The sequence below is a fragment of the Rossellomorea sp. FM04394 genome, from assembly GCF_041889765.1.
In the GTDB taxonomy this organism is placed as follows: Bacteria; Bacillota; Bacilli; order Bacillales; family Bacillaceae_B; genus Rossellomorea; species Rossellomorea aquimaris_B.
This window is the reverse complement of sequence record NZ_CP168654.1, coordinates 3,819,877-3,843,071: the sequence shown is the minus strand read 5'-3', so window position 1 is coordinate 3,843,071 and position 23,195 is coordinate 3,819,877. Positions and strand designations below refer to the sequence as shown.

21 protein-coding genes are annotated in these 23,195 nt (G+C 44.7%); 19 read left to right on the top strand and 2 right to left on the bottom strand.

The features are described 5' to 3' along the window. Positions 1 to 702 precede the first annotated feature (702 nt). The 5 genes from serC to ACCB35_RS19335 all read left to right on the top strand — a co-directional run bounded on the left by serC (position 703) and on the right by ACCB35_RS19335 (position 4,804). The gene (gene serC, locus ACCB35_RS19355; protein ID WP_374054916.1) at positions 703 to 1,782 is read left to right on the top strand and encodes a 3-phosphoserine/phosphohydroxythreonine transaminase; all 1,080 of its coding nucleotides are present in this window, start codon (positions 703 to 705) and stop codon (positions 1,780 to 1,782) included. Between the two features lie 2 nt (positions 1,783 to 1,784). Further along, positions 1,785 to 2,960 carry a phosphoglycerate dehydrogenase gene (locus ACCB35_RS19350; RefSeq protein WP_374054915.1) on the top strand — a complete coding sequence of 392 codons (1,176 nt, stop codon included), beginning with the start codon at positions 1,785 to 1,787 and terminating at the stop codon, positions 2,958 to 2,960. Between the two features lie 70 nt (positions 2,961 to 3,030). After that, positions 3,031 to 3,786: an alpha/beta fold hydrolase gene (locus tag ACCB35_RS19345; protein ID WP_374054914.1), complete on the top strand. Its 756-nt coding sequence runs from the start codon at positions 3,031 to 3,033 to the stop codon at positions 3,784 to 3,786. 73 nt (positions 3,787 to 3,859) lie between these two features. Then, the gene (locus tag ACCB35_RS19340; protein ID WP_374054913.1) at positions 3,860 to 4,501 is read left to right on the top strand and encodes an HD domain-containing protein; all 642 of its coding nucleotides are present in this window, start codon (positions 3,860 to 3,862) and stop codon (positions 4,499 to 4,501) included. Positions 4,502 to 4,573: 72 nt separating this feature from the next. Beyond that, a complete protein-coding gene (locus ACCB35_RS19335; RefSeq protein ID WP_044338312.1) occupies positions 4,574 to 4,804 on the top strand; it encodes a CsbA family protein in 231 nt (76 codons plus the stop codon). Positions 4,805 to 4,877: 73 nt separating this feature from the next. Here the strand turns inward: ACCB35_RS19335 and ACCB35_RS19330 are convergent, their stop codons facing one another. Further along, on the bottom strand, positions 4,878 to 6,878 hold the full coding sequence (locus tag ACCB35_RS19330) for an N-acetylmuramoyl-L-alanine amidase (protein ID WP_374054912.1): 2,001 nt from the start codon (positions 6,876 to 6,878) through the stop codon (positions 4,878 to 4,880). 625 nt (positions 6,879 to 7,503) lie between these two features. Between ACCB35_RS19330 and uvrB the strand changes: the two genes are divergently transcribed. The 6 genes from uvrB (at position 7,504) to ACCB35_RS19300 (ending at position 14,631) form a co-directional block, all read left to right on the top strand. Then, positions 7,504 to 9,486: an excinuclease ABC subunit UvrB gene (gene uvrB, locus ACCB35_RS19325; RefSeq protein ID WP_044338310.1), complete on the top strand. Its 1,983-nt coding sequence runs from the start codon at positions 7,504 to 7,506 to the stop codon at positions 9,484 to 9,486. Positions 9,487 to 9,493: 7 nt separating this feature from the next. After that, the gene (gene uvrA, locus ACCB35_RS19320) at positions 9,494 to 12,367 is read left to right on the top strand and encodes an excinuclease ABC subunit UvrA (protein ID WP_374054911.1); all 2,874 of its coding nucleotides are present in this window, start codon (positions 9,494 to 9,496) and stop codon (positions 12,365 to 12,367) included. A 212-nt stretch (positions 12,368 to 12,579) separates the two neighbouring features. After that, positions 12,580 to 12,894, top strand: a complete 315-nt coding sequence (locus ACCB35_RS19315) for a DUF4870 domain-containing protein (protein ID WP_044338308.1) — start codon at positions 12,580 to 12,582, stop codon at positions 12,892 to 12,894. Between the two features lie 22 nt (positions 12,895 to 12,916). After that, a complete protein-coding gene (locus ACCB35_RS19310) occupies positions 12,917 to 14,050 on the top strand; it encodes a DUF4097 family beta strand repeat-containing protein (RefSeq protein WP_374054910.1) in 1,134 nt (377 codons plus the stop codon). Positions 14,051 to 14,071: 21 nt separating this feature from the next. Beyond that, complete coding sequence (locus ACCB35_RS19305) at positions 14,072 to 14,275, top strand: PspC domain-containing protein (protein WP_044338306.1); 204 nt, start codon at positions 14,072 to 14,074, stop codon at positions 14,273 to 14,275. Next, entirely contained in the window at positions 14,275 to 14,631 is a 357-nt protein-coding gene (locus tag ACCB35_RS19300; RefSeq protein ID WP_374054909.1) for a phage holin family protein, read from the top strand. Before ACCB35_RS19305 ends, ACCB35_RS19300 begins: the two co-directional genes overlap by 1 nt. Before the next feature lie 119 nt (positions 14,632 to 14,750). On the opposite strand, the gene ACCB35_RS19295 is transcribed toward ACCB35_RS19300, so the two are convergent. Continuing rightward, positions 14,751 to 15,431 (bottom strand): N-acetylmuramoyl-L-alanine amidase, encoded by a 681-nt coding sequence (locus ACCB35_RS19295; RefSeq protein ID WP_374057077.1) that lies wholly within the window; start codon positions 15,429 to 15,431, stop codon positions 14,751 to 14,753. A gap of 248 nt (positions 15,432 to 15,679) precedes the next feature. Here ACCB35_RS19295 and hprK point away from each other — a divergent pair, with 248 nt between their 5' ends. From hprK to hisD, 8 genes are all read left to right on the top strand, one after another. After that, positions 15,680 to 16,615, top strand: a complete 936-nt coding sequence (hprK, locus tag ACCB35_RS19290) for an HPr(Ser) kinase/phosphatase (RefSeq protein WP_044338303.1) — start codon at positions 15,680 to 15,682, stop codon at positions 16,613 to 16,615. Between the two features lie 68 nt (positions 16,616 to 16,683). Beyond that, positions 16,684 to 17,520 (top strand): prolipoprotein diacylglyceryl transferase, encoded by an 837-nt coding sequence (gene lgt / locus ACCB35_RS19285; protein ID WP_044338302.1) that lies wholly within the window; start codon positions 16,684 to 16,686, stop codon positions 17,518 to 17,520. Positions 17,521 to 17,539: 19 nt separating this feature from the next. Next, the gene (locus tag ACCB35_RS19280) at positions 17,540 to 18,505 is read left to right on the top strand and encodes a nucleoside recognition domain-containing protein (RefSeq protein WP_374054908.1); all 966 of its coding nucleotides are present in this window, start codon (positions 17,540 to 17,542) and stop codon (positions 18,503 to 18,505) included. Beyond that, complete coding sequence (gene ppaX, locus ACCB35_RS19275) at positions 18,477 to 19,127, top strand: pyrophosphatase PpaX (protein WP_374054907.1); 651 nt, start codon at positions 18,477 to 18,479, stop codon at positions 19,125 to 19,127. The genes ACCB35_RS19280 and ppaX overlap by 29 nt, the downstream gene beginning before the upstream one ends. Then, positions 19,124 to 19,663 carry a DapH/DapD/GlmU-related protein gene (locus tag ACCB35_RS19270; protein ID WP_374054906.1) on the top strand — a complete coding sequence of 180 codons (540 nt, stop codon included), beginning with the start codon at positions 19,124 to 19,126 and terminating at the stop codon, positions 19,661 to 19,663. Before ppaX ends, ACCB35_RS19270 begins: the two co-directional genes overlap by 4 nt. Positions 19,664 to 19,885: 222 nt before the next feature. Further along, entirely contained in the window at positions 19,886 to 21,073 is a 1,188-nt protein-coding gene (locus ACCB35_RS19265) for an ATP phosphoribosyltransferase regulatory subunit (protein WP_374054905.1), read from the top strand. After that, the gene (gene hisG, locus ACCB35_RS19260) at positions 21,070 to 21,693 is read left to right on the top strand and encodes an ATP phosphoribosyltransferase (RefSeq protein ID WP_044338297.1); all 624 of its coding nucleotides are present in this window, start codon (positions 21,070 to 21,072) and stop codon (positions 21,691 to 21,693) included. The genes ACCB35_RS19265 and hisG overlap by 4 nt, the downstream gene beginning before the upstream one ends. A 188-nt stretch (positions 21,694 to 21,881) precedes the next feature. Continuing rightward, positions 21,882 to 23,159 (top strand): histidinol dehydrogenase, encoded by a 1,278-nt coding sequence (gene hisD, locus ACCB35_RS19255; protein WP_374054904.1) that lies wholly within the window; start codon positions 21,882 to 21,884, stop codon positions 23,157 to 23,159. Positions 23,160 to 23,195: the final 36 nt, after the last annotated feature.

Below are 23,195 nucleotides of genomic sequence, written 5' to 3'. Positions count from 1 at the left end.
GGCAAAGCCCCTCCGCTTTTCGTACTGTCCAGCTACGGGGCTTAGGGGCTCGAGGTCATAAGCCAATTCTGCCAAAAAGGCAAAGAACGCCTTTCCGGCAGACTCGTCTTATGCTTGTCGCCCCTGGGCAAAGCCCCTCCGCTTTTCGTACTGTCCAGCTATTCCCGCAGGAGTCGAGCATCCTTCCGCTGCAATTAACTTTCTAAACATGAATCCTTAATCGAAAACAATTAAAACAAGCTTTTTAGCAAACAATCTCATTTTAGGTAAGTAAAGATTGATTGTCTTAAGAAAGAAGATTATTTTTACTAGTTATTTTGTTTTCTGGTACGCCTTGAAGCTCTGTCACAAAGATCCTGTTAAGGATGGTGAGGGGAACTGCGCAGACTCCTGCGGATTTTGGGCGTGCCGAGACCCCGTTCGGCTAAGCTGAGGAGGCTCGGCCGAACGCTAGCTACAAGCGGAGCAGTTCCCCTCACCATCCAGCACACACCGATTGACAGAGCCTTGCAGATCGTATGTTAAAAACAACTCTCTTTACGAAAAGAGCCTTTTTTAAAAACGACAAAGAAACTATCCATACTCACGCATGAGCCTAAAAACGGTCATGTTAAGCGTTTTCATCTCAGCTTTTTGATATTGACTAAACCAATGGACGCGATTATACTGTTGAAAAATTCTGAACTTTAGGCGGTGCTGTTGTTGAAGCGTGTGTATAATTTTTCTGCTGGTCCTGCGGTGTTACCTGAGCCTGTTCTGAAAAAGGTTCAAGATGAATTATTGAACTATCAAGAAACGGGTATGTCTGTGATGGAATTGAGTCATCGATCTGCTCCTTTCCAAAATATAATAGAAGAAGCTCAAGGTTTATTGCGTGAACTGCTCTCGATCCCGGATGATTACCATGTCGTATTTATGCAAGGTGGAGCATCCCTGCAATTTTCCATGATTCCTCTTAATCTTCTCGGTTCACATCAAGAGGCTGACTATATCGTGACAGGCAGCTGGTCGAAAAAAGCTGTGAAAGAAGCGGAGAAGGTTGGAAATGTCCGAACTGTATCACCTCAAGAAAAGTTCGAGATCCCAGCTTATACACCAGAAGATTTTTCACCACAGTCAAGCTATGTACATATTACATCCAACAATACCATTGAAGGAACGCGTTACCATGAGTGGCCTGAAACAGGGGGCATTCCACTTGTAGCCGATATGTCCTCCCATATTCTATCTGAGAAAATCGATGTTTCCTCTTTTGGACTGATCTACGCAGGTGCTCAAAAGAATCTAGGTCCTTCGGGTGTAACAGTGGCGATCATTCATGACAGCCTTGTCGGTCAAGCATCGAATACGTGTCCTACGATGCTGAATTATGAAACGTATGTAAAACATGATTCTCTCTTCAACACGCCTCCGACCTTCTCCATCTATGTATTAAAGCTTGTACTGGAGTGGGTGAAGGAGAATGGCGGTGTGGAAGGGATGCAGGCTCAAAATGAGAGGAAGGCTGGTCTCTTATACGACTGTATAGATCAATCATCTTTATTCCATAACCCTGTCCCGGAAAAAAATCGTTCTTTAATGAACATTCCTTTTTCAACACGTGATGAGGAGCTGGACGGAAGGTTTCTAAAAGAAGCCAAAGAAGAAGGGTTTGAGTTTTTAAAAGGACATCGTTCCGTGGGTGGGATGCGAGCGAGTTTATATAATGCCATGCCTATCGAAGGGGTGGAAGCACTAGTCGATTTCATGAAAAAATTTGAATCTGATCAAGGAGGATTATGAGGATGATTTCAATCAATACGTACAATGCCATCAGCCAAAGCGGACTTTCACTTATCGAGGATGACCTTAACTACCACCTGAATGGGAATGGGGATCCCGATGGAATTCTGGTAAGATCCAAGAACTTGCATGATTACTCTTTTCCGGCTTCAGTCAAAGCCATTGCCCGGGCAGGGGCGGGAGTCAATAATATCCCGATCGATCTCTGTACGGAAAAAGGAATCGTAGTCTTCAATACGCCAGGTGCCAATGCAAACGCGGTGAAGGAGCTCGTACTGGCCAATTTGATCGCTTCTTCCCGTAACCTGTATTCTGCAGTCGGCTGGACGAACACGTTAAAAGAAACAGGGGAAGACGTTCCGAGTGTCGTAGAAGCAAAGAAAAAAGAATTTGTAGGAAGTGAGATTAAAGGGAAGAAGCTTGGTGTTGTAGGCTTGGGAGCGATTGGCGTCCTTGTCGCAAATGATGCTCTTGCCCTTGGTATGGATGTGGTCGCCTATGATCCATTTATATCCGTCGACGCAGCTTGGCGTTTATCCCAGGATGTGAAGCGCGCTCATCATATAGAAGAAGTATGGGCAGAGTGTGATTTTGTGACGCTGCACATTCCACTGACAGACAAAACGGCAAGCTTTGTAAGTGAAGAAGGCTTCACGAAGATGAAAAAGGGTATGACAATTTTAAACTTTTCAAGAGGTGAACTAGTGGAAGAAGATGCTCTCGAAAAGGCCCTTGAAGCAGGAATAGTCCGTAAGTATGTGACGGATTTCCCTAATAAAAAGGTATTGAGCATGAAAAACGTCGTCCCTGTTCCTCACTTGGGCGCATCTACCGTAGAATCTGAAGAAAACTGTGCCATCATGGCGACAAAGCAGCTGAAAACGTATCTTGAAACGGGGAATATCAAGCATGCTGTGAACCTGCCTGATGTGGAACTGCCTTATAGCGGAAAAATGAGAGTAACGGTCATGCACCAAAACATTCCGAATATGGTCAGCCAAATCGCCAATGTTCTCTCAGGTTACGCGGTCAACATTGCAGATATGATCAACCGCAGTAAGCATACGTGGGCCTATACCATGATTGATTTGGATCAGAAACTCGTCGAAGAAGAACAACATCAAGTGAAAAGCAGGATGAAGGAAATACACGGTGTTGTTTCCGTCCGACTCATTTAAATAAAGTGACTAGAACTCCCTTAACCCGAGAACAATGTGTAGTAAAGCGGTTGAGGGAGGATTTATTTTTATGGCGATGATCCATTTTAAGAATAGAGATCTTTATTTTGATGATTTAGGAAAGGGAACACCTCTCGTCTTGATTCACCCCCCGGGAATGGGGAGGGTGACCTTCATAAAGCAGCATGTGCTTTCCAGGCATTTCCGCCTGATTATTCCAGACTTAACAGGTCACGGGGACTCCTTTACTATGGATCAGAGTATCAGTATCTCTGAGTTTGTAGAGGACATAAAGGCGATCCTCGACCACCTGAACATTGCTGTCTGCGTGATGCTTGGATATTCTGCAGGAGGTATAGTGGGACAATCATTCGCCTGTACATATGAAGAGCGGGTTTCCACCCTCATTCTAGTTGGGGGCTACCCGAAAGTCACGAATCCCAAGCTGAAATGGATGCACCATATGGGCATGAAAATGGTTCGTGACCATCCGGCCCGCCTATCCGGGATTATTTCCAGAGCGCATTTCAAGGACAAGCTCGAACGGGAGAAGCTGAGGGGTCATATGAATAAGGCGAACCCCCATATTTGGTATCAGTTCTACGAGGAGTCACTTCATTATAATGGAATAGAGCAAGTCGAGAAGCTTGCCATCCCGCTACTTTTGATTTATGGGGAAAAATCGGATTGGATCAATTCTCAGCTTAAACTGTATAACGATTGCTATCCTAAGAAAATATATGTGATACCAGGAGCCTCACATCAAATACCCACACGTTATCACGATGCTCTAAATAATATACTGTTAGGAGAAATAGAAGGGTGATTATCTTTGCTCTTACTCCTTCTACTTGATACTATTTTCATAAAGTAAAGTCGATCAATGAGAGGAGATTAACATGGGAATTCATCATTATTTTAAGAGCTTATCGGATCTAGAAACCCTCATTCGCTGTCCGGGGAGATTTAAGTATCATGAGCATAACGTAGCAAGCCACTCGTTTAAGGTGACCAAAATTGCACAGTTTTTAGGAACGGTGGAAGAACAGAGCGGGAAAGAAATTGACTGGAAAGCACTATATGAAAAAGCTTTGAATCATGACTACGCGGAACTGTTTACAGGTGATATCAAAACCCCTGTAAAATATGCATCGGGAGAGTTGCGTGAGCTCTTCAGCCAGGTAGAAGATCAGATGGTCAATAAATTCATTACTACAGAATTTCCCCCGCAATTTCAAGAAGTGTACAAAGAACGGTTTAAAGAGGGGAAAGACGATACCCTTGAAGGACGGGTCTTATCTGTCGCAGATAAAATCGATCTTCTGTATGAATCCTTTGGAGAAATCCAAAAAGGGAATCCGGAGCCTCTATTTATTGAGATTTATCAAGAAGCCCTGTCGACGATTGTGAAATACAAGGACCTGGAGTGCGTACAATACTTCTTGGAATACATCCTGCCTGATATGCTTTCTGAAAAATTCATCCCTCATAGTGAGTTGAAGGAAAGGACCCAGAAATTAATTCAGCAGGGTGAGGAGTAGGAAAACCCTTTCCAGATAGGGAAAACTTCGGTAGAATATGTGTTATTCCCTTATCTTTAAGGAGAGTTGAACGTGTCCAAAATCATTTTAGGTATATTTTTGCCAGGTTTGCTTGTCGTTCTGTTCACACGGGTTACGTACAATCACTATGTGGGATTGATCTTGACCGTAGCCCTCATTGCAGCTTCGGTTTCAAAGGGCTATACGGACTCCTGGTTGCTGATTGTCGTAGACGCGGCTTCACTGACCGTCGGATTCTGGTATAGCGACCGGATGATGAAAAAAGCGAAAAGAAGTGCATGATTCAGGTGACAGATGAATAGAAGTTCTTGAAAATAACGGGCTGTCTTTTATTAATAAAAGACAGCCCGTTTTTTTATGGAGCAGCTACAACATCGACATCGCTGGCTTTTACAAATGCCAGGCGATGGTTTAAGTGAATAAGATAAAACTCATCATTCCCCCAGACGATTTTATGTGTCGTCTCTGGATTGTACGTGTAAACAGGCGCACTATAGTAGCTTCCTTTTACTTTTTCGGTTGCTACATACTTTTGATCAGAGGTGAGCGTGTACTGAAGAGGGGACATTCCTCTTACAGGGATGCCATCAGGAAAAGCTTCTTCTTCCGGATAAGCAAGTCCATAGACAGGGATACCGGTCGTTCCTTCCTTAGGTTTGATCACAATGCCTGATCCTTTCGTGGTATTCGTTCCTTTAGGATTATAAAACCACGCTTTTTGTCCTGCGTACCAAATCGCTGTCCAGTCATCTTGTTGTTCTGCCTTGTAAAAGGTTTGCCCTGTAACCGCCTTGTTGCCCCAATTGGAGGCATCATATGGGTGGGCATTCGGTAAGGCAGCATCTTTGATCAATGGAGCATCAAAGCTTGGGGCTTTATACAAATACACAAAATTTGCCGATTGTTCAGGTACAGGTTCTCCCTTTGGTGTCTGAAGGATTGGCTTGTTTGTTTCGAAATTCGGACGGATCTGGACGATGTCTTTCTGTCCTTTCCCTGATTCCAGGGGTGCTCCAAGAATCTGCATATAATGAGCCCAATCCCAGAATGGACCTGGATCCCAATGCATTGCAGGTTGTCTTGCTGCAGTCGTTCCGGGTACCTCATCATGTGCAATGATGTGATCTCGGTCCAATGGAATATTGTACTTTTTGGAAAGGTGCTTCACTAAACGCGCGGATGCATGATAGAGCTGCTCGTTATACCAGGCTGCCCCTTCGATGGCGATTCCTTCATGTTCGACCCCGATGCTCTTGGAGTTGAAGTACCAGTTTCCGGCATGCCAGGCTACATCCTTATTGTCCACCATCTGTGTTATATCACCGTCGGAAGAACGGATCACATAATGAGCGGAAGCCTGGGTCCATTCACGTTGAAATACGGTTTTGGTTAAATCATAGCTGATTTCCGTGTCGTGGAGGACGATGTACTTGATTTCCTGATTGTCATGTGGCCGGTTTGCTATATCGTAATTGCCGTAGGAAGTTTCATAGTAGGTCCCGCCGCCCCAGTCAATCTTCTTGTAAGCTGCCGGAACGTAATGACATGCAAGGCCATTCGGACAATCGGCCCCAGTTTCTTCTGTATCCATTTTTAAGTTTAATGATTGGATCGCTTCCTGATTAGGTGTGGTTTGTTTAGGTGCTAATGTTAAGGAAGATCCATCCTCTGTTTGTTTCGTCACCCCGTTGTTGATTGTCTCGTATACACGGTCAGCAAAGTCCTTTGCTCCTGAGTAGTCGGATGAACCGCTGTATTTAGCTACGGCCCCGTACCATTCATTTACATCAGAAGATGTCTCACCAGAGGTATCTTTGGCATACTGTGCCAACAGTGCTGCAGCACCCCGGATATTTTGCTTTTTATTTTGTTTTAACGTTTCTGGTTGAAGTGAGAGTAGTTCAGCTGCTGTATTCAGAGTATGAAGTTTGGGGTCATTAATATCTAATGTAGACTCGACTTTCAGTGTTGATTCATCTAAAGGCGGAGCGTCTCTGTCCTCTTTACCGGATAAAAACATATGAGCGGGTTCATCGCTGTGGGTATCTTCTAAACTATCAGTGTTAACATCCGTAAGATGCATCAATCCGTAGCCTCCTGAAGCACTTGGCTTGCCGTCATGATGCTCCCATAGGGATACGTTATAACCAACTGAAAGCAGGATTTCAACCGGGACATTGAATTCATGCGCTGCTTGTTGGAACGCTTTTTGCAACTCGAGTGAATCGGCAACTTCAGCAGCTTGGACCACTCCATGAGAGGTGATCGATGGTGCCATCGGGGTAATGGTGGAACTCAGCAGAAATCCCGTTAAACTAAGGGAACCGGCGACTTGTAGCCATTTAGTTTTTTTCATACATTCCTCCTGAACAATATGTATTTTTTTGTAGAACTTATAAAAAAGCTTATTGGAAATTAGACAGAATAGTCAATCAATTATTGGATATATGCCTAAATGAATATTTGATGGAGGGATAATCTTTATGATGTGGTAGAGAGCATTTCAGTTATTGGTTTCTTAATTGTGGATAAATAAAGAATAGTGTGAATAAATGAAGTATTGGACGTGTTATTCACAAATTGAATACGCATTCATCAACATTGTGCACAAAAAATTTGACGAATTGTGAATAAGTTTATGCATTTTCCACAAGGTATATCGACTTATACACATAGTTGTACACAGGGTGTGTATAGAAATGCTCGGATTGTGTCGAAAATTTCTTTGTCACCTCCCGTAAAATGTCGAAATCTCAATTCAAGCCTCTAATTTGCTACTTCACCGAATGTTATCCACAACCAAGAGGACGTTTCATGAGGTCCGATCCTTAAATATCAAAAATAACGAACTTTTGTTCGCTTATTATTGGTTAATAATGTAGGAAATGTGGTAGAATGTGTATAGATGAATGGACAGTGTTTAAGATGGGTATAAGTAGGTAAATACAAGGTAGCAGTCCTTTATTATAGGAGGTTTCACGGTGAAAGATCAATTCGAGCTCAAGTCTAAATATAAACCAGAGGGAGATCAGCCCCTGGCAATTGAAAAATTGGTTAAAGGTATAAATGAAGGGAAACGTCATCAAACCTTGCTTGGGGCAACAGGGACCGGAAAGACATTCACTGTTTCCAATGTAATCAAGCAGGTTGAAAAGCCGACCCTCATCATTGCTCATAATAAAACGTTGGCAGGACAGCTCTACAGCGAATTCAAAGAGTTTTTTCCTGATAACGCCGTTGAATATTTTGTCAGTTACTACGACTATTATCAGCCGGAGGCATACGTTCCTCAAACGGATACGTTTATCGAGAAGGATGCCAGCATCAATGATGAAATCGATAAACTCAGGCACTCTGCCACATCTGCTTTGTTTGAACGAAAAGATGTCATCATCATAGCCAGCGTGTCCTGTATTTACGGTTTAGGTAATCCGGAAGAATATCGGGAGCTCGTCCTTTCCCTCAGAACCGGGATGGAGATCGAACGAAATCAATTACTCCGCAAGCTGGTGGATATCCAGTATGAACGAAATGACATAGACTTCCAACGTGGAACCTTCCGGGTAAGGGGCGACGTAGTGGAAATTTTCCCTGCTTCCCGGGATGAACACTGTATGCGCGTTGAGTTTTTTGGAGATGAAATTGACCGTATCCGTGAAGTGGATGCACTGACCGGCGAAATCATGGGTGATCGTGAACATATCGCGATTTTCCCTGCTTCCCACTTCGTAACCCGTGAAGAAAAAATGCAGGTAGCCATTAAGAACATTGAAAAAGAGCTTGAAGAGCAGCTCGCCGTCATGAAAGAAGAAAATAAACTGCTGGAGGCCCAGCGTTTAGAGCAGCGTACCCGCTATGATCTGGAGATGATGAGGGAGATGGGCTTTTGCTCGGGGATTGAAAACTATTCCCGTCACCTGACACTGAGACCAGCCGGGTCGACTCCATATACCCTTCTGGATTATTTCCCTGACGACTTCCTAATTGTGGTCGATGAGTCCCATGTGACATTACCTCAAATCAGGGGGATGTTCAACGGGGACCAGGCCCGTAAAAAGGTGCTTGTGGATCACGGCTTCCGCCTGCCTTCAGCCATGGACAATCGTCCCCTGCGCTTTGAAGAGTTTGAAAAGAAAACCCAGCAGCTCCTCTACGTTTCGGCAACTCCAGGACCATATGAGTTGGAGCATAGTCCTGAAATGGTCGAGCAGATCATCCGGCCGACCGGACTGCTGGATCCAATCATCGAGGTGCGGCCGATCGAAGGACAGATTGATGATCTATTGGGTGAGATCAATGAACGTATCGAGAAAAACGAGCGTGTCCTGGTGACCACCTTAACGAAAAAGATGTCCGAGGATCTTTCCGCCTACCTGAAGGAGATCGGGATAAAAGTTCAATACTTGCATTCAGAGATCAAAACATTGGAGCGCATTGAAATTATCAGGGATCTTCGTCTGGGGAAATATGATGTTTTGGTCGGGATCAACTTACTTCGAGAAGGATTGGACATTCCTGAAGTGTCACTTGTCACCATATTGGATGCTGACAAAGAAGGATTCTTGCGTTCTGAACGTTCACTCATTCAAACGATTGGCCGTGCAGCCCGTAATAGTAACGGTAAAGTCATCATGTATGCGGACAAAATTACCGACTCTATGCAAAAAGCACTTGATGAAACAGAACGTCGTCGGACGATCCAGGAAGAATACAATGAAAAACACGGCGTGACACCGACGACCATACAAAAAGAAATCCGGGATGTCATCAGGGCAACCCATGCTGCAGAAGAAGCAGGGGTTTACGAAGGAGAACAGACAAAAGTTTCGAATATGTCTAAACCGGAGCGACAAAAACTTATTGCTAGCTTAGAAGTGGAAATGAAGGAAGCAGCCAAGGCATTGGACTTTGAGCGGGCTGCACAGCTTCGTGATACCATTCTTGAGCTCAAGGCGGAAGGATGAAAGAGATATGGCGCAAGATCAAATAATCGTACAAGGAGCCAGGGCTCATAATCTGAAAAATATAGATATAAAGATTCCACGGGATAAGCTGGTCGTATTAACCGGGCTTTCCGGTTCCGGAAAGTCTTCCTTAGCCTTTGACACCATTTATGCAGAAGGACAAAGACGTTATGTGGAGTCCCTTTCTGCCTATGCCCGTCAATTCTTAGGTCAAATGGATAAGCCGGATGTCGATGCCATTGAGGGGTTGTCCCCGGCGATTTCCATCGATCAGAAAACGACCAGTCGTAATCCCCGCTCGACAGTAGGGACGGTAACCGAAATTTACGATTACTTAAGACTGTTGTTTGCAAGAGTAGGGAAGCCGATTTGTCCAAATCACGGGATCGAAATTTCCTCCCAAACAATTGAGCAGATGGTCGACCGAATTCTTGAGTATCCGGAAAGAACAAAGCTTCAAGTACTGGCACCTGTTGTGTCGGGACGAAAAGGAACGCACGTGAAAACCCTTGAAGAAATCAAAAAACAAGGGTTTGTTCGAGTTCGTATAAACGGTGAAGTCCAGGATCTTGGGGAAGAAATCTCCCTGGAAAAAAATAAAAAGCACTCCATCGAAGTGATCATTGACCGGATCGTTGTGAAGGAAGGTGTGGCAGCGAGGCTATCTGACTCACTTGAAACAGCACTTAGATTGGCAGACGGTCAGGTGATCATCGATGTAATCGGGGAAGAAGAGCTTTTATTCAGTGAGCATCACGCATGTCCATACTGTGGGTTTTCCATTACGGAACTGGAGCCAAGAATGTTTTCCTTCAATAGTCCATACGGTGCTTGCACAAGCTGCGACGGATTAGGGACAAAGCTTGAGGTCGATAAGGAGCTTGTGATTCCCAATTGGGATCGCAGTCTCGACGAGCATGCCATTGCTCCGTGGGAACCGACAAGCTCCCAATACTATCCATCTCTTCTAAAGGCCGTATGTGATCATTATGAAATTCCGATGGATATGCCTGTAAAGGATATTCCCAAGCAGCAAATGGATAATATCCTTTTTGGGTCCGGCAAGGATGAGATTTACTTCCGTTACGAGAACGACTTCGGTCAAGTCCGTGAAAACTATCTTCGTTTCGAGGGTGTCATCCCGAATGTGGAGCGACGTTACCGTGAGACAAGTTCTGATTACATCCGTGAACAGATGGAGAAATACATGGCACAGCAAGATTGTCCAACCTGTAACGGACACCGTTTAAAAGAAGAGAGCCTGGCCGTCAAAGTAGATTCTCTTCATATAGGGGAAGTAACAGCGTTTTCTATTGAAGAAGCAGAGCAGTTTTTCCATAAACTCGAGCTATCCGAAAAGGATATGAAGATTGCCAACCTTATTTTGAGGGAAATCCGTGAACGCCTCGGTTTTCTTGTGAATGTAGGGCTTGAATACCTCACACTAAGCCGTGCAGCAGGAACCTTATCAGGAGGAGAAGCTCAGCGTATTCGATTAGCCACTCAAATCGGTTCCCGTCTGACGGGAGTCCTGTACATTCTGGATGAGCCATCCATTGGGTTGCATCAACGGGACAATGATCGACTGATTGACACTTTAAAGAACATGCGTGAAATAGGAAACACATTGATCGTAGTGGAACATGATGAAGATACGATGATGGCTGCGGACTACCTTATCGATATAGGACCGGGAGCAGGAGTACATGGGGGAGAAGTGGTCTCTGCCGGGACTCCTCAAGAAGTAATGGACGATCCGCACTCATTGACAGGCCAATACCTGTCAGGAAAGAAATTCATACCTCTTCCACAGGAAAGACGTAAGCCTGATGGCAGGTATTTAGAAATTGTGGGAGCGAAGGAAAATAACTTGAACAATGTCAAAGTGAAGCTGCCATTGGGGATTTTTACAGCGGTGACAGGTGTGTCGGGTTCCGGAAAAAGTACGCTGATCAATGAAATCCTCCATAAGTCACTGGCTCAAAAGCTTCATAATGCGAAATCAAAGCCTGGTGAGCATAATGAAGTGAAGGGGATTGAGAACCTTGATAAGGTCATTGACATCGATCAATCACCCATCGGTCGTACCCCAAGATCGAATCCTGCTACCTATACCGGGGTATTCGATGATATCCGGGATGTGTTTGCCACAACCAACGAAGCAAAGGTGCGCGGCTATAAAAAAGGCCGCTTCAGCTTTAACGTAAAAGGCGGCCGTTGTGAAGCATGCCGCGGAGACGGAATCATCAAGATCGAAATGCACTTCCTTCCAGATGTATACGTTCCATGCGAAGTTTGCCACGGGAAACGATACAACCGGGAAACACTTGAAGTAAAATATAAAGATAAAAATATTTCCGATGTACTTGAAATGACAGTCGAAGACGCAGTGAAATTCTTCGAAAACATCCCGAAGATCAAGCGTAAGCTTCAAACCATCTTTGATGTGGGATTGGGCTATATCACATTGGGTCAGCCAGCGACCACATTATCTGGAGGAGAAGCCCAGCGCGTGAAGCTTGCGTCAGAATTACATCGCCGTTCTACCGGCCGCTCACTCTACATTTTAGATGAGCCGACAACTGGACTTCATGTGGATGACATTGCGCGACTCTTAGTTGTACTGCAGCGTCTTGTAGAAAACGGGGATACGGTCCTGGTCATCGAACACAATCTCGATGTCATTAAAGCAGCCGATTACCTTGTAGATCTTGGCCCTGAAGGTGGAGACAAAGGTGGTACGATTGTTGCAAGCGGAACCCCGGAAAAAGTGGCCGAAGTACAAGGCTCCTACACAGGAAAGTATCTGAAACCTGTGCTCGAGCGCGATCGTGAACGGATGAAAAAGAAAATCCGTGAAAAAGAAGAAGTGACGAATTAGTGATGAGAGAGATGCATAATGCATCTCTCTTTCAACTGGAAAAACAATATTCGCATCAATCCACCAACCAAAACCACACCTCCATACCTACCTGAATTCAGCCTCAAGATGGAGGGAAGAACATTCCCTCTATGTAAAAATAGGATTACAAACAAATGCATTGAAACCTTTTCCTTCACGTATCGTAAATAGTAGTAGAGGAGAGGATGAAGATGGAGACCAATAAGGTATTATCAGCCCTATGCTATTTCAGTATATTTTTTGCAGGCTTCCTTTTTCCGCTGATTGTTTATTTTGTATCAGATCAACCTTATGTGAAAAAGGACGCAAAAGCAGCCTTTTTATCTCACTTATTACCGGTCGTTGCGGTTCCCCTAATCATTGCGGGCTTGTTTTTGGATATGGGGGTTTTCGCGAGTGGTGCGGGATTGCCGATTTTTACCGTCATCATGATCGGTTTAGCTATATTACTTAGTGTTGTCGTTGTCATTTGGAATGTGTATAAGGGAATCAAAGTACTTTTATAATCAATAAAGGGGATGAAAGAGTATGAATGAAGAACGTAAACGCATTTTGGATATGCTAGAAAATGGGACGATTTCGGCACAGGAAGCAGTGGCATTATTGGAAGCACTCGATCAAAAGCCGAATACCTCAACCTCAAAGGCAAAAGAAAAGGATTTCCTTGATGATTTTGTATCTCTCTTTCAAGATGGTAAAAAGGGTGAGCAAGAACACTCTACCCATTCGGGCAATCCGAAAGAGAAGCTACTGGATTTCATGAATTCGGCGTTAAACAAAATCAAGAATTTTGACTTTGATTTTCAATGGAATCAATCGGTTGAATTATCCCATGTTTACCAACAGCCAAATACTCATTTTGAGAAAATTGATATAGATGTGGCCAATGGGAAGGTGGAGCTTATTCCTTGGGACGGTGAGGAAGTCCGTGTGGAATGCGAGGCCAAGGTTTATCGTACGGAAGATCACGAAGAGGCGAGAAAACAGTTTATGGAGAATACGTCCTTTGCGGTCGATGGGGATACGCTTTATTACTCGACGCAATTAAAGTGGATGAAAGTAGATTCTAAGCTATACATTCCAAAGCATCAATATAAGAGGGTTTCTGTCCGTTTATTCAATGGAGGTTTGAAAGCCGGAAAATTAGAGGTCCAGGATCTTCGTGCCAAGGCGGCGAATGGGAAAATTCATATCGACCATCTGACGACGAAGAAGGCCGAGGTCGAAACCTCCAATGGTGCAATTTCCATCATGAATGCGAAAGCAGACCATATTGAAGCGGAATCCATTAACGGCAAGGTGCATGTGGAAGGAGATATCTCTTATACGGATGTACAGTCCCTCAATGGAAACATTGTTTGTGCCTTAACGGGGGAAAAAGCGGATACACTTCACGCGAAAACCGTAACGGGCAACATTGATTTACTCGTTCCTGAAAAGATCAATATTTCCGGAGAGGCAAAATCAAACTTCGGTAGTTTTAAACTTGAATTGCCGGGTATTGATGTACTAGAAGAAAAAAACGAAGTGGTCCAAAAGTCGATTCGTTTCAGTCGTAAAACCGACTCATTAGATAAGCTTCATCTTTTTGCAGAAACAAAAGCGGGATCTGTCCTCATAAAAAAGCATGAACAGAAGAATGTTAATAAGGACAACGCATAAGATGAGAAAGAAGGAATAAAGATGAAAAAACAATTAGCACGATCAAGGTCAAACAGAAAGCTTTCTGGGGTGATTGGAGGATTGTCCCGTTATGTGGGAATCGATGCTACGATTCTAAGGGTGATTTTCATCATCCTGCTCATTCCGACGGGATTCTTTCCCCTTATCATCGTATACGCTTTATTAGCCTTCGTGCTGCCACATGAGGAGGAAGCCATCAGATAATGAGATGGATAATCGGAATTTTAATCAATGCAGTAATCTTTATTGCATTAGCAGGTTTTTTTGACGGGTTTGAAGTGTCGGGGTTCGGGGCAGCGATAGGGGCAAGCTTTATCCTGTCGATCCTGAATGTTCTCGTAAAGCCCATTTTGATCATCCTGACATTGCCGGTCACCATTTTGTCCCTTGGACTGTTTCTCTTCGTCATCAATGCCATCACGTTACTCCTGACGGATGGTCTGATGGGGAGCAGCTTTGAGTTATCAGGCTTTGGCATGGCTTTTCTGGCGTCGATCATTTTGTCCCTGGCCAATCTCGTGATTCAAAAAACGGTGTTTGATTCGATGAAAGAGAAATAATAAGGGAAAGCGCCTGTCTTGGCCAATGAGACAGGCACTTTTTTTCGTCATGAACAAAAGCGAAAGGCCGTATAGGCACAGCATTCCTTTACCAGCATGTATCCCCATTTGGTGTATTCCTACTTTGTTTCAATATGGATGTAAGGAGTGAATCCTGCTTTTATTAGGCGGTTTGCCAGCTTGCGGGCATTTTCTTCTTTCGAGAATGCTCCTAACTGAACTTTGTATAGTGAGTTGTGCTCTTTGGACTTCAATTTGTAGAAGGCAACAAGGGCTTTGGCGATTGCTTTTCCACATATTTGACGGTAGGTTCTGGTTCTTAACAGGGCTGCTTCTTCAGGGTTTGTCATAAACCCGCATTCAATTAAAACAGATGGCATGTCCGTTTCCCTTAGTACGTGAAAGTTGGCAAACTTTACACCACGATCCCGTCTTTGGGTAGAGGCAACCAAGTGAGATTGAATCTCCCGCGCCAAGGCAGTGCTTTTGGAAGGCTGTGTCGTGTAGGTATATGTTTCAATGCCCGATGCATCGTTCCAGCCCCCGGAACCAAACGCATTCGCGTGAATCGATACGAACGCATCCACCTTTAAGTTATTTGCCCGATCCGTTCTCAATTGTAATGGGATATCTTTTGAATCTGAGTGAGAATAGTAAACATCCACATCATATTTTTCCAACTCATTTTTGCAAAATGCTGCGGCATCCCTGTTAAATTCATACTCTCTCATTCCATCCGGTGTCCTTTTCCCCCTTGTCTCATACCCATGCCCGGCGTCCAACATAATCTTCAACCTCATCATCCTCCCCTAAACGAATTTCTCAACCTTCATATATGGAAAAAGTCGTTTTATGGGTACCTTTGAAAGAGGGACGGACCTTTAGGTTTCAGGAATGAGCAGCCATCGAGCTGAACCGAAAATGGAAATACGCATCCTTTCGTTTGTCACGAGGAAGCTGCCTTGCGCTTTTCTCTATAATTGCTAAAATAGGTTAGAGTACGCTTATCAATATTTGAAGCGAGTGTATCGTGAAGGAGGAGCTATTTGTGGCAAAGGTTCGCACGAAAGATATCGTCGATAAGTTTAAATTAGAACTTGTCGGTGGAGAAGAAGGTTTACATAGACCGATCACAACAAGTGATATTTCCCGTCCAGGTTTAGAGATGGCTGGTTATTTCAATTACTATCCCGCAGAGCGTATACAATTATTGGGGAAAACCGAGTTATCTTTCCTGGAATTGCTGGATGATGCAGAACGAAAGCGCAGAATGGAAGCTCTTTGTACAGATATCACGCCTGGTATCATCATCTCAAGAGACCTTGAGATCCCGCCTGAGCTAGTGGAGGCATCGAATCGTTATGATGTTCCTGTCATGCGTTCTTCAATGAAAACAACACGATTCTCTTCAAGGCTCACTAATTATTTGGAAAGTAAGCTTGCTCCAACAACGGCCATCCACGGTGTATTGGTCGATATCTATGGAGTCGGGGTTTTGATCACCGGGAAAAGCGGTGTCGGTAAAAGTGAAACAGCTCTGGAACTTGTGAAGAGAGGACACCGGCTTGTAGCAGATGATTGCGTAGAAATCCGTCAAGAAGACATGGATACGCTAATCGGCAGTTCTCCTGAATTGATTGAACATCTGTTAGAAATCCGAGGGTTAGGCATCATCAATGTGATGACGTTATTCGGAGCAGGAGCAGTGCGCAGTTATAAACGCATCACTCTTTGTATTAATTTAGAGCTGTGGGACAAAGCGAAGCAGTACGACCGACTTGGTCTGGATGAAGAAAAAATGAGAATCATTGATACTGATATTACAAAACTAACCGTACCTGTTCGTCCTGGACGAAATCTCGCGGTTATCATTGAAGTGGCCGCCATGAATTTCCGTTTGAAACGGATGGGCGTAAATGCAGCAGAGCAATTTACAAGCCGTCTGTCTGATGTGATTGAAGATGGAGAGAATGAAGATATCTGATCCTTACATAAAACTTTAATGGTGTTAACGATCACATTCTATCTTTATCAAAAAAAAGGAGAGACAAAATGAACGAAAACATTACGCCAATCGATCCCATTGCCATTTCACTTGGGCCGATCCAAGTACACTGGTACGGTGTCATTATCGGCCTGGGAATTGCATTAGGACTCTATTTAGTTATTCGTGAGAGCAAAAGATTGGGTCTTCATCCCGATACATTCATAGATTTGCTCGTTTGGGCAATTCCTATCGCCATCATTTGTGCCCGTGCTTATTATGTCATCTTTGAATGGAATGATTATTATGCCGATCACCCCGGGGACATCATCAAAGTGTGGAATGGTGGAATAGCCATTCATGGTGCATTGATCGGTTCGGTTCTTACCACCATTGTTTTTGCCAAAGTAAAGGGGCTGCCTTTCTGGAAGCTTGTTGATATTGCAGCACCAAGTATTATTTTAGGTCAGGCAATAGGACGTTGGGGCAATTTTGTTAACCAGGAGGCTCACGGTGGAGAAGTGTCCCGTACGTTTCTTGAAAACCTGATGCTGCCTGATTTCATTATCAATCAAATGTACATTAATGGAGCCTATTATCATCCTACATTTTTATACGAATCTCTTTGGAGTTTCGCAGGCCTGATTCTTCTCCTGGTTTTGAGAAGAAAAGCAAGCAGCCTTCGTCGAGGAGAACTTTTCCTTACGTATGTGATTTGGTATTCCATCGGACGGTTCTTTGTCGAGGGCTTGAGAACGGATAGTCTGATGCTGGGGCCTTTACGCTTTGCTCAAGTGATATCCATTGTTCTTATTATTGGAGCTCTTGCATTGTTCTTTTACAGAAGAAAAGCAGGTCTTGCGAAAAAGGCATACGATGAGAAAACGGATAGCGTAAACGCTTAACAAAAGGGGAGTAGGGAGAATGTGGATCTCATCTTTGAAAAAAGGTGGCCACGTAGGTTTGAGAACCACTTGGTCATTAGGTAAGGTCATCTTTCCAATCACACTGATTGTGTTTTTGCTTCAATACACGCCTGTCCTTCCCTGGGTCATGGAGAAAATCTCTCCTTTTATGAAGCTACTAGGTCTTTCAGGTGATGCGGCCATTCCTCTGGTATTGGGGAATTTCCTTAACTTGTATGCAGGAATCGGGGGGATCCTATCCCTTGATTTAACGGTAAAAGAAGTATTCATCATTGCGGTGATGCTCTCTTTCTCTCATAATCTCATCATTGAATCAACAGTGGCTGCCAAAGTGGGAGTGAAAATTTGGCTGATTGTAGCGGTAAGGGTCGGATTGGCCTTGGTTTCGGCGGTTGTTATCAATCTGGTTTGGAACGGTGGATCTGATATCGCCAAGTATGGAATGATGCCTCCAGAGCAAGCCGAGCCTGATGGATGGGGAGAAATCATTCTCCTGGGACTTGAAAAAGCAGGATTCGGTGTCCTGCAATTAGCTCTGATCGTCATTCCACTTATGATGATTATTCAGATTATGAAAGATCTGAAATGGATGGATGTGTTTTCACGCTGGATGTCCCCTGCAACCCGGGCGCTTGGCATGAATGCAAATACGTCTTCCACGATGGTAGCGGGACTCGTCATTGGTCTGGCATACGGAGCAGGCGTCATGATCCAGGCGGTAAAAGAGGAGGGAGTGAGCAAGAAGGATGTCACGATTGCATTCATCTTCTTAGTCTCATGCCACGCAGTGGTGGAGGATACGTTAATCTTCATCCCGCTTGGCATCCCGGTACTGCCGCTCCTGATCATCAGGCTGGTCACAGCGATCCTGTTAACGATGGCGGTTGCGTACTATTGGAATAGAGTCGATGCAAAGAAAGAAAAGGAGAGACATTATGAGCAGGATTACAACCATATTGTTTGACTTAGACGGAACATTGATCAACACCAATGATTTAATTATTTCTTCCTTTTTGCATACATTGAATCATTATTATCCAGGGCAGTACGAGGAAAAAGACGTTCATGCTTTTATGGGACCCCCATTAGAAGAGTCATTCGGGGGATTGGATCCCGACCGGATGGACGAAATGTGTGCCCACTACCGTGCCTATAATCATGAGCATCATGATGCACTAGTGACTGAATTTGAAGGGGTATATGAAACCGTTCAAGCACTTTACGAAAATGGATACAAATTAGCGATTGTCTCAACGAAAGTACGGGATGTTGTGTTAAAAGGATTGGATCTCATGAATCTACGGCCTTTCTTTGAAGTCATCATCACCCTGGACGAAGTGGAGAACGCGAAACCACATCCTGAACCAATCGAGAAAGCTTTAGTGGCATTGGGATCTTCACCAGGGGAAGCGATTATGATCGGGGACAATCACCACGATATTTTAGCTGGGAAAAATGCAGGTGTATTATCGGCAGGTGTCGCGTGGAGTGCAAAGGGAAGAGAGCATCTGGCTCACTACGAACCGGACTTTATGTTGGATAATATGAAAGATTTACTAAAGATTGTCGGAGTTCCGGCTACATGAGACGAACGACCCGCTACCCTGTGGAAGGAGCAAACTCTCTCTGGCATGTTTACAAGACCGTTCCTTTTGGGAAGGTAGTCAAAAATTTCATCGTCATTCAACTGGCGAGGTATACTCCTTTTTTAGGGATGAAAAATTGGCTGTACAAGATGTTTTTACGGATGGACATCGGTGAACAAACCTCATTCGCTCTTATGGTGATGCTTGACGTCATGTTCCCGGAAAAAATATCCGTCGGCAAGAACACGGTGATCGGGTATAATACCACGATCCTGGCCCATGAATACTTGATCAAGGAATACCGATTAGGTGACGTGGAAATCGGATCGGAAGTCATGATCGGTGCCAACACCACGATTCTGCCAGGCGTTAAGATCGGTGACGGAGCCATCGTGTCAGCGGGAACCCTCGTCCATAAAGACGTTCCGGCAGGGGCCTTCGTCGGAGGGAATCCGATGAGAGTCATCTATACCCAGGACGAATTGGCCGAACGATGGAGAGAAGATTCAATCTACGGATTGAAAAGAGAAGAATAAGGGAAAAGGCAAAGATAGACTGAGTTCTATTTTTGCCTTTTTTGTTTTATAAAAAAATCCGCAAATCAAACGGTTGACGAATAAAAAAAGAAACGCTACACTACAAATAACTTTATTTTATTAGCACATTAGCGAACTAAAGGATTTCTGAATAATCGAGAATTAGTAGCAAACCCCAAATCGGGGGAAAATAGATGAATTAATACGCCAAAGGTGGTTCTTATGACTAAGTTATTTATGTTCGAGAAGCCATTGGGAATGAGAGATACATTTCCTGATTTATACGAAATCAAAGATCAGACGAAAAAGAAAATGGAACAAACAATGAAGCTGTGGGGTTACAAATTTATTGAAACCCCAAGCCTTGAGTATCATGAAACGGTTGGTGAGGCATCTGCCATCTTGGATCAGCAACTATTCAAACTCCTGGATCAGCAGGGTCATACCCTCGTGTTAAGACCTGATATGACAGCTCCCATCGCCCGGATTGCCGCGTCAAAATTGTTAATAGATGAGGCACCGCTGCGATTGGCGTACTCCAATTCAGTGTTTAGGGCACAGCAGCGGGAAGGCGGACGTCCGGCCGAGTTTGAGCAGGTCGGAATCGAATGCATCGGTGATGACTCGGTCAGCGCCGACGCTGAAGTGATTGCGTTAATGGTATCGGTCCTAAAAGAAGCAGGATTGGATAACTTCAAAATTTCCATCGGGCATATTGGATTCGTTCAAGAGCTATTCACTCAAATCGTTGGGACAGAAGAGCGTGCGAATACGTTAAGAAGATTTTTGTATGAGAAGAATTATGTTGGATACCGTCAACATGTAAATGAGCTGGCGCTTTCGTCCATCGATAAAGAGCGACTATTCCGATTTCTTCAATTGCGTGGATCTGAAAATGTGTTGGGAGAAGCGCATTCCCTTCTAGAGGGGGAAAAAGGGCTTGATGCTCTCGAACAGCTGAAAGAACTATGGAGTATTTTAAAAGATTATGAAGTGGAGCAATATGTGAAGTTTGACTTGAGTCTGGTGAGCCATATGAGTTATTATTCCGGCATTTTATTTGAAGTGTACGGAGAAAATGTAGGGTTTGCAATCGGAAATGGCGGCCGCTACGACAAGCTACTTGAAAAATTCGGGAAGAACTCCGGTGCGACAGGCTTTGGATTGCGTCTCGATTATGTGCTTGAAGCGATGCAGGTTGAGTTAACTTCCACCCTTCAGCAATGTGTGCTGTTCAGTGATGAGCGCAGGAAAGAGGCCATTGGTCTTGCTCGAGAGCTGCGAAGCGAAGGAGTTAAAGTGGTGCTGCAGAACTGGAAGGGCGTAGGAGATGTGGATGAGTTTACGAAGGGCTTCAGCAATGTTCACTTCGTTGTGGGACAGGAGCGGAAAGGCGGTGAGACATCATGAGTTCATTAACCATTGCCATGCCTAAAGGCAGGATATTTGAAGAAGCAGTAGAACTATTAAGGAAGGCAGATTACAATCTGCCGCCTGAATTCGATGATTCTAGAAAGCTGATTATCGAAGTTCCCCAGGAGGACTTACGATTCATTTTGGCGAAGCCGATGGATGTTCCGACATATGTGGAGCATGGAGTCGCTGATTTAGGGATTGCTGGGAAGGACGTCATGCTCGAGGAAGAACGGGATGTCTACGAGCTGTTGGACTTACGGATCAGTGGTTGTTATTTGGCGGTAGCGGGGTTACCGGATACAAAGATGAGTGATGTGGCACCGAAAATCGCAACAAAATACCCGAATGTTGCTTCATCCTATTTCCGGGAGCAGGGAGAGCAAGTGGAAATCATCAAACTCAACGGTTCCATCGAGCTTGCTCCTTTAATCGGGCTCGCTGATCGCATCGTCGATATCGTCTCAACGGGAAGGACCCTGAAGGAAAATGGACTGGTGGAATACGAGACCATCGTCGACATCACCTCACGCCTCATCGTCAATCCCGTCAGCTACCGTATGAAAGACGAAAAAATCGAAGACCTCGTCACCCGGCTGACACGCATCATCGGATAATGGGCAAGAGGGACGGACCTTGCCTGGAATCTGTTAATACAGGGATTGCGACACTTATAAAGAGACTCCGAGGTTCGGAACCTTGTCCATTCACGGCAAGGTCCGTCCCTCCAAATATAGATTACATAGGGTTCGCGGCATCTGCTCTTAGTGTGCAGGTCCGTCCCCGTAAAAGGCTGGTGAATGGTATGAAGATTATTAAGGATATAGGCGGGGCGTCGATTAAGCGCTCGATCGATAGTGGTACGGAGGAGCAGCGTAGAGCGGTTCAGGGGATCATTTCTTCTGTGCAAGAGAATGGAGATCAGGCTGTCCGTGAGTATACAGAGAAATTTGATGGGGTTCATTTAGAGAACTACAAGGTGTCTCAGGGTGAAATTGAGGAAGCCTTCGCTTCTATGGATGCTGAGATGGTCTCGATCATTGAAGAAGCTGCGGATAATATCCGTGACTTTCACTCCAAGCAAAAGAGATCCTCATGGTTTACAACCAACGAGGATGGGACGATGCTTGGGCAAAAGCTGACGCCGCTTGATTCAGTCGGCGTGTACGTGCCAGGTGGAACGGCTGCGTATCCTTCCTCAGTATTAATGAATGTCTTGCCGGCTAAAGTAGCGGGAGTCAAACGGATCACGATGGTTTCGCCACCGGGTAAGGGTGGCAAGCTGTCTGCCGGAGTCCTGGTTGCTGCAAAAATTGCCGGAGTGGAAGACATCTTCAAAGTGGGTGGTGCTCAAGCCGTAGCCGCACTGGCGTATGGGACTGAATCCATCACTCCTGTGGATAAAATAACAGGACCGGGGAACATCTACGTAGCACTTGCAAAAAGGGAAGTGTTCGGTGATGTGGATATAGATATGATCGCAGGTCCGAGTGAAATCGTGATCCTGGCCGACGAACATCAGCGGGCCGATGAAATTGCCGCAGACCTTCTATCCCAGGCCGAGCATGACGTGTTTGCATCTGCCGTTCTTGTTACGAATTCCGCGACACTTGCTGAGGAGGTTTCCTCACAGGTCCAACGACAACTGACCACCCTCCCTCGTGAAGAGATCGCCCGTCGATCCATAACCGATTACGGAGCGATCTATGTGACGAGAGACATGGTAGAGGGGATCGATGTTGTAAACAAACTCGCTGCAGAGCATTTGGAGATTCTTACAGAAAAGCCGATTGAAACGATGGCCAAAATCCGTCATGCCGGAGCGATCTTTCTCGGCCGCTACAGCTCTGAGCCTGTCGGGGACTATTTTGCTGGACCGAATCACGTTCTCCCTACCAACGGGACGGCACGTTTTTCAAGTCCGTTAAATGTAGACGAATTCATGAAAAAGACAAGTGTTATTTCTTATAGTGAGACAGCACTGAAGCAAAATTATCAAAAAATCGCGAAGCTTGCCCGATTAGAGGGACTGGAAGCCCATGCAAGAGCAGTTGAGATTCGATTCGATAAAGAGAAATGGTAGAGGGACGGACCTCACAGAGGTCCGTCCCTCCAAAAA